13 protein-coding genes are annotated in these 12802 nt (G+C 55.6%); 8 read left to right on the top strand and 5 right to left on the bottom strand.

What is annotated here, in order from left to right:
- The first annotated feature begins 85 nt into the window (after positions 1–85).
- From recA to ACFIO0_RS07780, 3 genes are all read left to right on the top strand, one after another.
- Positions 86–1168 carry a recombinase RecA gene (recA, locus tag ACFIO0_RS07790; protein ID WP_390914782.1) on the top strand — a complete coding sequence of 361 codons (1083 nt, stop codon included), beginning with the start codon at positions 86–88 and terminating at the stop codon, positions 1166–1168.
- A 150-nt stretch (positions 1169–1318) separates the two neighbouring features.
- Positions 1319–3976, top strand: coding sequence for an alanine--tRNA ligase (gene alaS / locus ACFIO0_RS07785; protein ID WP_390914781.1), 2658 nt, complete (start codon positions 1319–1321; stop codon positions 3974–3976).
- Positions 3977–3979: 3 nt separating this feature from the next.
- Entirely contained in the window at positions 3980–4267 is a 288-nt protein-coding gene (locus tag ACFIO0_RS07780; protein ID WP_390914780.1) for a DUF1330 domain-containing protein, read from the top strand.
- Between the two features lie 60 nt (positions 4268–4327).
- Here ACFIO0_RS07780 and typA read toward each other — a convergent pair whose 3' ends face one another.
- Positions 4328–6145: a translational GTPase TypA gene (typA, locus tag ACFIO0_RS07775; protein WP_390914779.1), complete on the bottom strand. Its 1818-nt coding sequence runs from the start codon at positions 6143–6145 to the stop codon at positions 4328–4330.
- Positions 6146–6261: 116 nt separating this feature from the next.
- Positions 6262–6720 (bottom strand): Lrp/AsnC ligand binding domain-containing protein, encoded by a 459-nt coding sequence (locus ACFIO0_RS07770; protein ID WP_390914778.1) that lies wholly within the window; start codon positions 6718–6720, stop codon positions 6262–6264.
- 116 nt (positions 6721–6836) lie between these two features.
- Between ACFIO0_RS07770 and ACFIO0_RS07765 the strand changes: the two genes are divergently transcribed.
- Positions 6837–7043, top strand: coding sequence for a DUF6356 family protein (locus ACFIO0_RS07765; protein ID WP_390914777.1), 207 nt, complete (start codon positions 6837–6839; stop codon positions 7041–7043).
- A 7-nt stretch (positions 7044–7050) separates the two neighbouring features.
- Here ACFIO0_RS07765 and ACFIO0_RS07760 read toward each other — a convergent pair whose 3' ends face one another.
- The 3 genes from ACFIO0_RS07760 to ACFIO0_RS07750 all read right to left on the bottom strand — a co-directional run bounded on the left by ACFIO0_RS07760 (position 7051) and on the right by ACFIO0_RS07750 (position 8600).
- Entirely contained in the window at positions 7051–7638 is a 588-nt protein-coding gene (locus tag ACFIO0_RS07760; RefSeq protein ID WP_390914776.1) for an HD domain-containing protein, read from the bottom strand.
- Positions 7639–7707: 69 nt separating this feature from the next.
- Complete coding sequence (locus ACFIO0_RS07755; protein WP_390914775.1) at positions 7708–7947, bottom strand: hypothetical protein; 240 nt, start codon at positions 7945–7947, stop codon at positions 7708–7710.
- Positions 7947–8600 (bottom strand): alpha/beta fold hydrolase, encoded by a 654-nt coding sequence (locus ACFIO0_RS07750; RefSeq protein ID WP_390914774.1) that lies wholly within the window; start codon positions 8598–8600, stop codon positions 7947–7949. The genes ACFIO0_RS07755 and ACFIO0_RS07750 overlap by 1 nt, the downstream gene beginning before the upstream one ends.
- Before the next feature lie 219 nt (positions 8601–8819).
- On the opposite strand from ACFIO0_RS07750, the gene ACFIO0_RS07745 reads away from it, so the two are divergent.
- The 4 genes from ACFIO0_RS07745 to ACFIO0_RS07730 all read left to right on the top strand — a co-directional run bounded on the left by ACFIO0_RS07745 (position 8820) and on the right by ACFIO0_RS07730 (position 12796).
- A complete protein-coding gene (locus ACFIO0_RS07745) occupies positions 8820–9278 on the top strand; it encodes an Rrf2 family transcriptional regulator (RefSeq protein ID WP_390914773.1) in 459 nt (152 codons plus the stop codon).
- A 6-nt stretch (positions 9279–9284) separates the two neighbouring features.
- Positions 9285–10328 (top strand): aminotransferase class V-fold PLP-dependent enzyme, encoded by a 1044-nt coding sequence (locus ACFIO0_RS07740; RefSeq protein WP_390914772.1) that lies wholly within the window; start codon positions 9285–9287, stop codon positions 10326–10328.
- Positions 10329–10356: 28 nt separating this feature from the next.
- Positions 10357–11859, top strand: a complete 1503-nt coding sequence (gene sufB, locus ACFIO0_RS07735; RefSeq protein ID WP_390914771.1) for a Fe-S cluster assembly protein SufB — start codon at positions 10357–10359, stop codon at positions 11857–11859.
- 340 nt (positions 11860–12199) lie between these two features.
- Positions 12200–12796 carry a hypothetical protein gene (locus ACFIO0_RS07730; RefSeq protein ID WP_390914770.1) on the top strand — a complete coding sequence of 199 codons (597 nt, stop codon included), beginning with the start codon at positions 12200–12202 and terminating at the stop codon, positions 12794–12796.
- Positions 12797–12802: the final 6 nt, after the last annotated feature.

The raw sequence follows: 12802 nt of genomic DNA, 5'->3' as shown, positions 1-12802 counted from the left end.
GCACGACTCAGTGATGTGGGTCCAGATATAGGTGATGCATGCATTGCCGCCACATCATGGGTGTGACACTAAGGGATGAACAGCAATGGCAACGGCAGATCTTTTGAACATGACCGATAAGAAATCAGCAGATAAGCAAAAGGCGCTTGATAGCGCGTTGGCTCAAATCGAACGCCAGTTTGGCAAAGGTTCGATCATGAAACTGGGTGCCGAGGGTGCCATTCAAGACATTCAATCCAGCTCGACTGGATCGTTGGGTCTGGATATCGCGCTGGGTATCGGTGGCATCCCGATGGGGCGCATCGTCGAGATTTATGGCCCTGAATCATCAGGTAAAACCACGCTGACGCTGCATTGTTTGGCAGAACAGCAAAAGGCCGGTGGCGTCTGTGCCTTCGTTGATGCAGAACACGCGCTGGATCCGGCTTACGCCAAGAAATTGGGCGTCGACATTGATGAATTGTTGATCTCGCAACCTGACACAGGCGAGCAAGCCTTGGAAATTACCGACACGTTGGTGCGCTCTGGCGCGGTCAACATGGTGGTGGTCGATTCGGTTGCAGCCTTGACGCCAAAATCCGAACTTGAGGGCGACATGGGCGACAGCTCTGTTGGGGTGCAAGCGCGCCTGATGTCCCAAGCGATGCGTAAATTGACCGGCTCTATCAGTCGCACCCAATGTACCGTCATTTTCATCAACCAAATCCGCATGAAAATTGGCGTTATGTTTGGCTCGCCCGAAACGACGACAGGCGGCAACGCGTTGAAATTCTACTCGTCCGTGCGCTTGGACATTCGCCGCATTGGCGCGTTGAAAGACCGTGACGAAGTTGTCGGCAACGCCACACGCGTCAAAGTTGTGAAAAACAAAGTGGCCGCCCCTTTCAAGCAGGTCGAATTCGACATCATGTACGGCGAAGGTATCTCAAAAACCGGCGAATTGCTGGACTTGGGTGTCAAAGCCGGCATCGTCGACAAGTCCGGCGCATGGTTCAGCTACGGCGACGAACGGGTTGGGCAGGGGCGTGAAAACTCCAAGATCTTTCTCAAGGAAAATCCGCGCATCGCGCTGGAAATCGAAGACAAGATCCGGGCCGCGCACGGGCTTGATTTCGACATGCCAAAGGACGAACAAAAAACCGATGATGGCGATATCATCGAAAAGTAAGCTTTGCTGACATTGTGATTTGATCGGGGCGTTTCCAAAAGGAAGCGCCTCGTTTCGTTTTGGCGCAGCAATGTCACATACTGTGGACAGTCGCGGGGCCACGGGCTATTTCAAAAGTAACCGCAAAACTTGCCCAAAAGGCGCATTGATATGCCAACGCTTAATGATATCCGCTCGACCTTTCTGAATTACTTTGAAGGCAACGATCACACGATTGTTGCCTCCAGCCCGCTGGTGCCGCGCAATGATCCGACGCTGATGTTCACAGCCGCCGGCATGGTGCAGTTCAAAAACCTTTTCACCGGTGTCGAAACGCGCGATTACACCCGCGCGACCACTTCGCAGAAATGTGTGCGTGCCGGTGGTAAACACAACGATCTGGACAACGTCGGCTACACCGCACGCCACCACACGTTTTTCGAAATGCTAGGGAACTTTTCCTTTGGCGACTACTTCAAAGAAGACGCTATTCCGTTGGCATGGGACCTGCTGACCAAGGGGTTCGGCATCGATGCGTCAAAACTGCTGGTCACCGTCTATCACACCGACGAAGAAGCTGTGCAAATCTGGAAAAAACACGCCGGATTGTCTGACGATCGCATCATTCGCATCGCCACAGACGATAATTTTTGGTCCGCTGGTCCGACTGGCCCGTGTGGTCCTTGCACCGAAATTTTCTATGATCACGGCGATCACATCTGGGGTGGTCCTCCCGGTTCACCGGACGAGGACGGCGACCGCTTTGTCGAAATTTGGAACCTCGTGTTCATGCAGTACGAACAGTTCGAGGATGGCACCCGCAAGGACCTAAAGGCCCAAAGCATCGACACCGGCATGGGGCTGGAACGCGTTGCGGCTTTGTTGCAAGGCACCAACGACAACTATTCCACCGACATGATGCGCGCCTTGATCGAGGCAAGCGCGAATGCGACCAGTTCCGATCCGGATGGCCCCCATAAAACCCACCACCGGGTGATTGCGGATCATTTGCGTTCGACCTCGTTTCTGATGGCGGACGGCGTGATGCCAGCCAATGACGGGCGCGGTTATGTGCTGCGCCGGATCATGCGCCGCGCGATGCGGCACGCGCATTTGCTGGGCGTCAAAGACCCGCTCATGCACCGTTTGGTGCCTGCGCTTGTGGGCCAAATGGGCGCGGCCTATCCCGAATTGGGCCAAGCCCAAAGCATGATCGAGCAGACGTTGCTGCAAGAAGAAACCCGTTTCCGCCAAACGTTGGATCGTGGTCTGAAATTGCTGGACGACGAACTGATCGCATTGCCTGACGGCGCTGAATTGCCCGGCGCATCTGCGTTCAAACTGTACGACACCTACGGTTTTCCGTTGGATTTGACCCAAGACGCCTTGCGTGAAAAAGGCCGCAGCGTTGACACAGACGGCTTTGACACCGCCATGGCCGCACAAAAAGCCAAAGCGCGGGCTGCGTGGTCTGGATCAGGCGAAGCTGCAACCGCGACCGTTTGGTTCGATGTTGCTGACAAAAACGGCGTGACCGATTTCTTGGGTTACGAGACTGAAAACGCCGAAGGCAAAATTGTTGCGCTGGTCCAAGATAGACAAGCGGTCGAGACGGCTGCAACCGGAGAGACTGTTCAAATCGCGCTGAACCAAACGCCATTCTACGCAGAAAGCGGTGGTCAGGTGGGCGACACCGGGTTGATCAAAACAGACACAGGTGTGGCGCGTGTGACAGACACCCGCAAATCTGCGGATGTTTTCATTCACATTGCAACGGTTGAAAGTGGCAGCATTTCCAATGCACAAGCTGCTGTTCTTAATGTTGATGGCGCACGCCGGACTGCCATTCGGGCCAACCACTCGGTCACGCACCTGCTGCACGAAGCGTTGCGAAATGCGCTTGGGGATCATGTCGCACAGCGTGGATCGTTGAACGCGGCCGACCGCCTGCGCTTTGATTTCAGCCACAACCAAGCGCTGAGCGTCCAAGAACAGCGCAACGTCGAGGCCGAGGTAAACGCCTATATTCGCCAAAACACCGCCGTGGAAACCCGGATCATGACCCCAGATGACGCTCGCGCATTGGGTGCGCAGGCGTTGTTTGGTGAAAAATACGGCGACGAAGTGCGCGTGGTGTCGATGGGCGTCGAAGACGGCTCTGGCAAGGGCACGGACGGCAACACGTATTCGTTGGAATTGTGCGGCGGCACGCACGTGCGCCAAACCGGTGACATTGGTGCGTTCGCATTGCTGTCTGACGGTGCCAGCAGTTCAGGTGTGCGCCGGATCGAGGCGCTGACAGGGGCCGACGCGATTGCCTATTTGCGCGATCAGGATCAGCTGTTGGCGGACGCCGCAGCCGAGTTGAAAACCGGCGCCGCTGACGTTCCCGCACGGGTCAAGGCCTTGCTGGACGAACGCAAATCTCTGTCCAACGAAGTCGCGCAATTGCGTCGTGAGCTGGCAATGTCTGGCGGGGCTGCGGCCCCAGCCGAGGCCGAAGACATCAACGGCACCAAGTTTTTCGCGCAAGTGTTGAACGGTGTCACGGGCAAGGATTTGCCGGCCTTGATGGACGAACACAAAACCCGACTGGGATCAGGCGCAGTGTTGCTGATCGCGGATGCGGACGGCAAAGTTGCTGTTGCAGCCGGCGTGACCAAAGACAAAACCGACACCGTCAGCGCGGTTGATCTGGTCAAAGCGGCCGTTGCTGAACTAGGTGGCAAAGGCGGCGGTGGTCGCCCAGACATGGCCCAAGGCGGGGCAAAAGATGCATCAAATTCTGATGCGGCAATCAAAGCGGCACGCGCCGTATTGGAAGGATAAAACATGGGCGCACTTTGGATCGCACACGTCACGGTCACGGATGAAGAGGCGTATAAAAAATACGCAGCGGGTGCGACAGTCGCCATCGCAGAGCACGGCGGCGAATTCATCGCGCGCGGTGGACGTTTCGTACAGCTTGAGGGCAAAGAGCGCCCTCGCAATGTGGTGGCGCGGTTTCCTGACGTGGAAACGGCCGAGAAATGCTATCACTCGGACGCGTACCAAGCCGCGCTTGAACACGCGCGCGGGGCATCAGAACGCGAGTTGATGATTATCGAAACATCAAAATAACGAAAAAGGGCGCATCCAACCGGAGCGCCCTTTTTTAATTCTGTGTTGCGAAACCCAAACTTACTTGGTTTTAGACATCCGCTTACGCTCGTGCGTGTCCAAGAACCGCTTGCGCAAACGGATCGCGTTTGGCGTGACTTCGACCAATTCATCATCGTCGATGTAGGCAATCGCCTCTTCTAACGAGTGGGTGATCGGCGTTGTCAGACGCACCGCTTCGTCCGTACCGGACGCACGTACGTTGGTCAGCTGTTTGCCTTTCAACGGGTTCACTTCGAGATCGTTTTCGCGGTTGTGTTCACCGATGATCATGCCTTGGTAAACGTCAGCCTGCGCGCCGATAAAGAAGCGACCGCGGTCTTCAAGTTTGAACAAAGCAAAGGACACAGACACACCGTTTTCCATGGAAATCAGAACACCAGCGCGACGGCCCGGGATCTTGCCTTTGTGCGGTGTCCAGCCGTGGAATACGCGGTTGATCACGCCTGTGCCGCGTGTGTCGGTCAGGAATTCACCGTGATACCCGATCAAGCCACGGGACGGCACATGCGCAATGATGCGGGTTTTGCCGGCACCAGCAGGGCGCATTTCGACCAATTCACCTTTGCGCACGCCAGTGATTTTTTCGATAACCGCACCGGAATATTCGTCATCCACGTCGATTGTGGCTTCTTCGATGGGCTCGTGGCGGACACCGTCGATGTCTTGGAACAGAACCTGTGGACGCGAGATCGACAGCTCAAACCCTTCGCGGCGCATGTTTTCGATCAATACGCCCATCTGCAATTCGCCGCGACCAGCGACCTCGAATGAATCGCCGCCCGCTGAATCGGTCACTTTGATCGCAACGTTGGATTCAGCTTCTTTCATCAGGCGATCACGAATGACGCGTGACTGTACTTTTTTGCCGTCACGACCAGCCAAAGGCGAGTCGTTGATGCCGAAAGTCACCGTGATGGTCGGCGGATCGATCGGCTGCGCCGGGATCGCGTCGACAACAGATTGCTCTGCCAATGTGTCAGCAACTGTTGCTTTGGTCATGCCTGCGATGGAAACGATATCGCCCGCTTCGGCCAGGTCGATGCCGGTTTGATCCAAGCCGCGGAAGGCGAGGATTTTGGTAGCGCGGAAGTTTTCGATCAAGGTGCCGTCACGTGACATCGCTTTGATCGTTTGGCCGGCTTTCAACGTGCCGGATTCGACGCGGCCTGTCAGCAAGCGACCCAAGAACGGGTCACCGCCCAATGTCGTCGCCAGCATTGTGAACGGTTTGTCTTTGTCTGCGATTTGTGCCGGAGCGGGGACGTGCTTTAGGATCAATTCGAACAAGGCGCTCAGATCTTTGCGCGGTCCGTCCAGTTCCATGTCGGCCCAGCCAGAGCGGCCAGAGGCGTACATGTGTGGGAAATCTAGCTGCTCGTCTGTTGCGTCCAGGTTGGCGAACAGATCGAAACATTCATCCAGCGCGCGGTCTGGTTCGCCGTCTGGTTTGTCGACTTTGTTGATCACAACGATAGGCTTCAGGCCCAGTTTCAACGCTTTGGAGGTCACGAATTTAGTCTGTGGCATCGGGCCTTCGGCCGCATCAACCAGTAAAACAACACCGTCAACCATGGACAAAATGCGTTCAACTTCGCCGCCAAAGTCAGCGTGACCCGGGGTGTCAACGATGTTGATGCGCGTGCCGTTCCACTCAACCGACGTCGGCTTGGCAAAAATCGTGATACCGCGTTCGCGTTCCAGATCATTGCTGTCCATTGCGCGTTCGGTGGTCGCTTGGTTTTCACGGTAGGTGCCGGATTGTTTCAGCAGCTCATCCACCAATGTGGTTTTGCCGTGGTCAACGTGCGCGATGATCGCAATATTGCGAAGGTCCATATTCTTGCCTCTTGTAAGGAGGCCGCTAACAGGAGCCTCAAACCGGTTTCAGGCGCGCATACCCTGCCATTGCGCAGATTGCTAGGGGGAATATGCCGCAAGCGCAGCGTGAGGCATCAAAGCGGCAGGGCGGTACTGTCTTTGATCTCTTCCATCACGAAACTGGCGGAAATATCTGCCACAGGCAGGCGGGTGATCAGCTGTTGGTACAAACGGTCATAATCGGCCATGTCTGCGACACGCGCACGGATCAGATAATCCAGATCACCGGTCATGCGGTACACGCTCAGGATACCGGGAATGGCGTGGGCGGCGCGGCTGAACTGGGCCTGCCAATCAGGATCATGGCTGCCGGTGCGGATTTGCATGAACACCATCAGACCCAAGCCCACCGTTTTCGGGTTCACCAGCGCGACACGCGCGGTCAGGACACCCGCGCCCTCAAGCGCTTTGATCCGGCGCCAACAGGCATTGCGTGACAGGCCAACGGTTTCGCCCAAGTGATCCAGCGATTGCGCCGCATCACGTTGCAATTCGCCAAGGATTTTACGATCGAATACATCAAGTGTTTCCATAACCAATCAATACAGTGGAAATTATCCACACGAAAGCCTGAAATAAGGTGCGATTTGGGAGCCTTTCACCCTGCAAGCGATCTATTCTGGACCAAACCAGCCCTAGGGAGCCCAAAATGATCAACCGCATCTTTCTAAACCACCCACGGTCCGTCGACGAGAATTACGTAGAGCACGCTGTGTTTGCGGGGGGTTTTGCGTTCAAGTTACTGGGGGCAGGGCTGGCAGCGCTGGTGCACGCAATTATCCCGTGTTTGTTTGAGAAAACTGCCAGCAAGATGATCACCCAGATGCACGAACGTTTGCACGGGCGCGGTCACTAGGGGACTTTTATTTGGTTGCATGGCTTTCGAAGAACGTCGCAATTTTGGTCTTGGCGTAGACCCACAGGTTTGGCGCGCCGACGTTGATCTTTGAGCCAACGCGCGCCGCGATCATCTCTTGGCTGACGTTGTAATCAGTCCAGCTGCCACCACCAGAGGCCAGGTTCTGCATGGGCGGTTGAAAGCGGTCCAACGATTTGGCGAATTGCGCGTCCGGCGTTTGTGCGGCCTCGAATTCTTCCCAAGTGTTTCGCAGATCGTCCCGCAGATCGACCGGCAGCAGACCAAAGATGCGATCCGCAGCAATTTGTTCAGCAGCGTGCATGGCGGCCAGGTCGATATCGTCAAAGATAGGATTGTCGCCGGCGTCGATTTCCACCAGATCGTGCAGGATCAGCATTTTTATGACGCGGTTGATGTCGACGCCACCGCCTGCATGATCCGCCAACACCAGAGCGTACAGCGTCAGGTGCCATGAATGTTCGCCGCTGTTTTCAGCGCGCGATCCATCACACAAAGTCGTGGCCCGCAGAATGGTTTTAAGTTTGTCGGCCTCGTTCAAAAACGCGATTTGTTGATCAAGTCGTTGGGTCATTTTGAGTATTTTCAATCAGGTCAGAACGCGGGTTTCACCGCCCTTGGAGCGCGCGCCTGAACGCAAAGATCACTCAGGCGTTTGGGCCGCGCGGTGGGCTTGCAATCGTTTTGCCAAAAATGTTCGACCTTGAATTTCGGCCATTCGGGTTCGGATTGCTGTCAGGAATGCTTCTTCGAGGGTTTGAGAGGATGCCCCCAACACGTCACCGACTTGCATAAACAAACGGTCCTCGCCGGTCTCTTTTTGCACGGCGAGGCATTCTTCGGCCAGTTTGTTGGCCATTTCGATGACGGCGAGGTCAGCCATTAGCGTGACGTCTCGGTCAGGCGGCGTTTCACATAAGTCGTCGTGTGATCCATCAGCGTATCAAGGTGCGGTTCTTCAAAAAAGTGACCGGCCCCTTCAACTTCGGTGTGCGTGATGGTGATGCCTTTTTGCTCGTGCAGTTTGTTGACCAACGTTGTGGTGTCCGCGGGTGGTGCTACGCGGTCAGCAGTGCCGTTGATAATCAAACCGGACGCAGGGCAAGGTGCGAGGAATGAAAAGTCGTACATGTTTGCGGGCGGCGAGGCCGAGATGAAACCGGTGATTTCAGGCCGGCGCATCAACAGTTGCATGCCAATCCATGCGCCAAACGAAAAGCCTGCAACCCAGCAGTGCTTGGAGTTGTTGTTCATCGACTGCAAATAATCGAGTGCCGAGGCAGCATCAGACAATTCGCCAATGCCCTGATCGTATTCGCCTTGCGAGCGACCAACACCGCGAAAGTTAAACCGCAACACAGTGAAGCCCATGTTGTAAAAAGCGTAGTGCATCGAGTGCACAACCTTGTGGTTCATCGTGCCGCCAAACTGCGGATGCGGGTGCAAAATGATCGCAATCGGTGCATCGCGTTCTTTTTGCGGGTGATAACGACCTTCAAGGCGGCCTTCTGGACCAGGAAAAATGACCTCAGGCATGAGCGTCCTTACTTTGTCTGTTCTATGCGCGTTTAAGTGCGCGTTCTATTTTGACGCGTTCCTGGTCTATGTGAATTCTTGACGAAATCTATAAGACACTTTAGAACGGTTCTAAATGGCGAATGCAGCGGAACATCCGCGTCCGAGAGGATGTATGATGTTGTGCAGCAGAGGTCAATCAATTGGTGCGGCAGATCCTGCAATATAAGGGAGACGGCGATGAAACTATCAACCAAGGGGCGCTACGCGATGGTCGCACTGTCCGACATTGCCTTGCAGCCGGGTGACAAGCTGGTGAGCCTTGGCGACATCGCTGAACGTCAGGATATTTCGTTGCCCTATCTGGAACAGTTGTTTGTCAAACTGCGCCGAGAGCAATTGGTGACGTCTGTGCGTGGACCCGGCGGTGGATACCGTTTGGCGCGGCCTGCTTCTGAAATTCGGGTCGTAGATATTCTGGGCGCTGTGGATGAGACGGTCGATGCCATGCACAAGGGGGCAGGTGCCTCGGGTGGGGCATCTGGGTCGCGCGCGCAATCACTGACCAACCGCTTGTGGGAGGGGTTAAGTGCCCACGTCTATGTGTTCTTGCACCAAACCCGCCTGTCAGATGTGATCGCCAACGAATTGGTGCCGTGCCCCGCAGTACCCAACCTGTTTGATATAGTCGACGGATAAGCAACCATGAACCGGACCTATCTGGATCATAACGCAACAACACCGCTGAGGGCCGAGGCCCGCGCGGCAATGATTGCGGCGATGGATGTCTTGGGCAACCCGTCGTCTGTGCATGCTGAAGGGCGTGCGGCGAAATCCTTGATGGAAAACGCGCGTCGTCAGGTGTCTGACGCGATGGGCGCTGAGGGGGCGGACATTGTGTTCACCTCAGGCGCGACCGAAGCGGCGGCATTGGCCTGTGCGGGCCGTGAATTGTTTAGCGCTGGCATTGAACATGACGCGGTAGGTGCCGTGACAGCCGAGAGACTGGCCATGGACGCAAACGGATCCGTCATCATCGATGCGCCAGACCAAAGTGCGGTGCAGTTCGCCAATTCGGAAACCGGTGTTTTGCAAAATGTACCCGCCGGTTTGGCCGTCTGCGACATGACCCAAGGGTTTGGCAAACTGCCGCTGGATTTCATTGGCTCTGGCGTACGCATGGGTCTGATTTCGGCGCATAAATTGGGTGGCCCCAAAGGCATCGGTGCGTTGGTTCTGCGCCGCGGCCAAGACGTGCCGGCGATGATCAAAGGTGGCGGTCAGGAAATGGGGCGCCGGTCTGGCACCGAAAACATCATCGGAATGGCTGGATTTGGCGCTGCTGCACAGGCCGCAGCCCAAGATGTAGCGAATGGGCGTTGGGAACGGGTTGCGCAACTTAGAAATATTCTAGAAAAGGCACTTGAGGCTGCGTCAAAGAAGACTATTTTTGTCGGGTATGATGCGGCGCGTTTGCCAAACACCTCGTGCATTCTGACGCCGGGGTGGAAAGGCGAGACGCAGGTGATGCAGATGGATCTGTCGGGTTTTGCGGTTTCTGCGGGATCGGCCTGTTCGTCAGGCAAGGTCAAGGCCAGCCGCGTGCTGTTGGCGATGGGATACGACGCGGATCAGGCCGCATGTGCGATCCGCGTGTCGCTGGGGCTTGAGACCGCACAAGATGACGTTTTGCGCTTTGCCGATGTGTGGGCGCAAAAACTAAAGAAACACGAGGCGCGGGCGGCTTGAACGCTGCGCGCTGATGAGAGGGAAAAACATGGACAATGTTGTCGTGAAAGATGGCGTCGATCAGGACACCGTAGATGCGGTGGCCGAAGTTGGCGGTGCGTATAAATACGGTTGGGAAACCGAGATCGAAATGGAATACGCGCCCAAAGGTCTGTCCGAGGACATTGTGCGCCTGATCTCGTCCAAAAACGAAGAACCGGAATGGATGCTGGAATGGCGCCTTGAAGCGTATCGCCGTTGGTTGACCCTGACAGAACCTGACTGGGCGATGGTCGATTATCCTAAAATCGATTTTCAGGACCAGTATTACTATGCCCGCCCAAAATCGATGGAAGTGAAACCAAAGTCGTTGGATGAAGTTGATCCCAAGCTTTTGGAAACATACAAGAAACTTGGTATTCCGCTAAAGGAACAAGCCTTGTTGGCTGGCGTCGAAGCCCCAGAAGGCGAACGCCGTGTTGCTGTAGATGCTGTGTTTGATAGCGTGTCTGTCGGCACCACATTCCAAGCGGAATTGCTAAAAGCCGGCGTGATCTTCTGCTCGATCTCAGAGGCGATCAAAGAGCACCCAGAGTTGGTGAAAAAGTATCTCGGCACGGTTGTTCCGGTGTCCGACAACTACTACGCGACGCTGAATTCCGCTGTGTTTTCAGATGGCTCGTTTGTTTACATCCCGCCGGGCACGCGCTGCCCGATGGAACTGTCGACGTATTTCCGCATCAACGCGGAAAACACCGGCCAGTTCGAACGCACACTGATCATCGCTGACAAAGATTCCTACGTGTCCTACCTTGAGGGCTGCACCGCACCGCAACGCGACGTTGCACAATTGCACGCCGCCGTGGTCGAACTGGTTTTGCTGGACGATGCCGAGATCAAATACTCGACCGTTCAAAACTGGTACCCCGGCGACGAGGACGGCAAAGGCGGCATTTACAACTTTGTGACCAAGCGTGCGGACTGCCGTGGCGACCGTTCAAAAGTCATGTGGACCCAAGTCGAAACCGGATCAGCCGTGACGTGGAAATACCCGTCCTGCGTTCTGCGCGGCGACGATTCACAGGGCGAATTCTACTCCATCGCCATCGCCAACAACATGCAGCAGGCCGACACCGGCACCAAAATGATCCATCTGGGCAAGCGCACCAAATCGCGCATCGTGTCCAAAGGGATTTCGGCCGGCAAAGCGCAAAACACTTACCGCGGCTTGGTGTCGATGCACCCCAAAGCCAAGGAATCGCGCAACTATACGCAGTGCGACAGTTTGCTGATTGGTGACAAATGCGGGGCGCACACGGTCCCCTATATCGAGGTCAAAAACAACTCCAGCCGCGTTGAGCACGAGGCGACAACCTCAAAAGTCGACGACGATCAGCTGTTCTATTGCCGCTCGCGCGGGATGGACGAAGAAGAGGCAGTCGCCTTGGTCGTCAACGGGTTCTGCAAGGACGTGCTGCAAGCATTGCCGATGGAATTTGCGATGGAAGCACAGGCGCTGGTTGCGATTTCGTTGGAAGGGTCGGTGGGTTAAGGCGCATGAGCCACTCAGACAGTCATACAGAACAGCATTTTGCTAAGACGATTGGGGCACAGCAATCAAGGGCACCAATCGGGGCGTTGGTAAGCTTTATTGTTCTCATTCTTGGGTTCATTCTGTTTAATGTTGTTGAAGTGTCGTGGATTTCTGCCAAGTGGAAGTTTCTTCTGACAATCATTAGCGCGGTGTCTATCGGCCTCGCAATTTCGATTGTAGGTAATCGCATGGCTGTCAAACGTGATGCCCGCATCGCGGCACGCAAGCGTTCTGAAAAGGCGCTGATCAAAGAACGTGAATTGGTCAAATTCCAAGCCACAAAAGCATGGTTGCCAAAATGACCAGCACGCTCACCAAACCAAAACTGACAATGCCGGAGGCTGAGGCCACATTGCTGCGCCAGACCTATGCGCGTGCGAACGTGATCCTCGAATACGGCTCTGGCGGGTCTACTGTTTTGGCCGGTGAAATGGCGAACAAGCACGTGACGTCCGTTGAATCCGACAAAAGCTGGTGGCGCATGATGATGGCGTGGTTTGAGGGCAATCCGGCGCACGAAACATCCCATGTCGATATGCTGTATGCGGACATCGGACCTACCAAAGAATGGGGCCACCCCAAGGACGATCGCGGCTGGAGACGCTTTGCCGACTATCCTCTGGCGGTTTGGTCGATGGACGGGTTCAAACACCCCGATGTGGTGCTGGTCGACGGGCGGTTCCGGATCGGCTGCGCGCTGGCCACTGCCTTTAGCATCACGCGGCCCGTGACCCTGTTGTTCGATGACTACGCTAAACGCGCAAAACTGCACCAAGTCGAAGAGTTCCTTGGTGCCCCGACACTGACCGGCCGCATGGCTGCGTTTGAACTGACACCGCAAGCTTTCCCCGTGAATCGCTTGCTTGAAATCATGAAATACATGCTGCGCCCCTGATGGGCC

It is taken from the genome of Pseudosulfitobacter sp. SM2401, assembly GCF_042932805.1.
Classification (GTDB): domain Bacteria; phylum Pseudomonadota; class Alphaproteobacteria; order Rhodobacterales; family Rhodobacteraceae; genus Ascidiaceihabitans.
Note: the sequence above shows the minus strand (reverse complement) of the source record. Positions and strands in the feature narration are given on the sequence as shown.

Coding starts and splice junctions, on each gene's coding strand:
- ACFIO0_RS07740 (WP_390914772.1), top strand. CDS start 9,285: ATGAACCGGACCTATCTGGATCATAACGCAACAACACCGCTGAGGGCC.
- alaS (WP_390914781.1), top strand. CDS start 1,319: ATGCCAACGCTTAATGATATCCGCTCGACCTTTCTGAATTACTTTGAA.
- typA (WP_390914779.1), bottom strand. CDS start 6,145: ATGGACCTTCGCAATATTGCGATCATCGCGCACGTTGACCACGGCAAA.
- ACFIO0_RS07760 (WP_390914776.1), bottom strand. CDS start 7,638: ATGACCCAACGACTTGATCAACAAATCGCGTTTTTGAACGAGGCCGAC.
- recA (WP_390914782.1), top strand. CDS start 86: ATGGCAACGGCAGATCTTTTGAACATGACCGATAAGAAATCAGCAGAT.
- ACFIO0_RS07730 (WP_390914770.1), top strand. CDS start 12,200: ATGACCAGCACGCTCACCAAACCAAAACTGACAATGCCGGAGGCTGAG.
- ACFIO0_RS07755 (WP_390914775.1), bottom strand. CDS start 7,947: ATGGCTGACCTCGCCGTCATCGAAATGGCCAACAAACTGGCCGAAGAA.
- ACFIO0_RS07780 (WP_390914780.1), top strand. CDS start 3,980: ATGGGCGCACTTTGGATCGCACACGTCACGGTCACGGATGAAGAGGCG.
- ACFIO0_RS07750 (WP_390914774.1), bottom strand. CDS start 8,600: ATGCCTGAGGTCATTTTTCCTGGTCCAGAAGGCCGCCTTGAAGGTCGT.
- ACFIO0_RS07745 (WP_390914773.1), top strand. CDS start 8,820: ATGAAACTATCAACCAAGGGGCGCTACGCGATGGTCGCACTGTCCGAC.
- ACFIO0_RS07770 (WP_390914778.1), bottom strand. CDS start 6,720: ATGGAAACACTTGATGTATTCGATCGTAAAATCCTTGGCGAATTGCAA.
- sufB (WP_390914771.1), top strand. CDS start 10,357: ATGGACAATGTTGTCGTGAAAGATGGCGTCGATCAGGACACCGTAGAT.
- ACFIO0_RS07765 (WP_390914777.1), top strand. CDS start 6,837: ATGATCAACCGCATCTTTCTAAACCACCCACGGTCCGTCGACGAGAAT.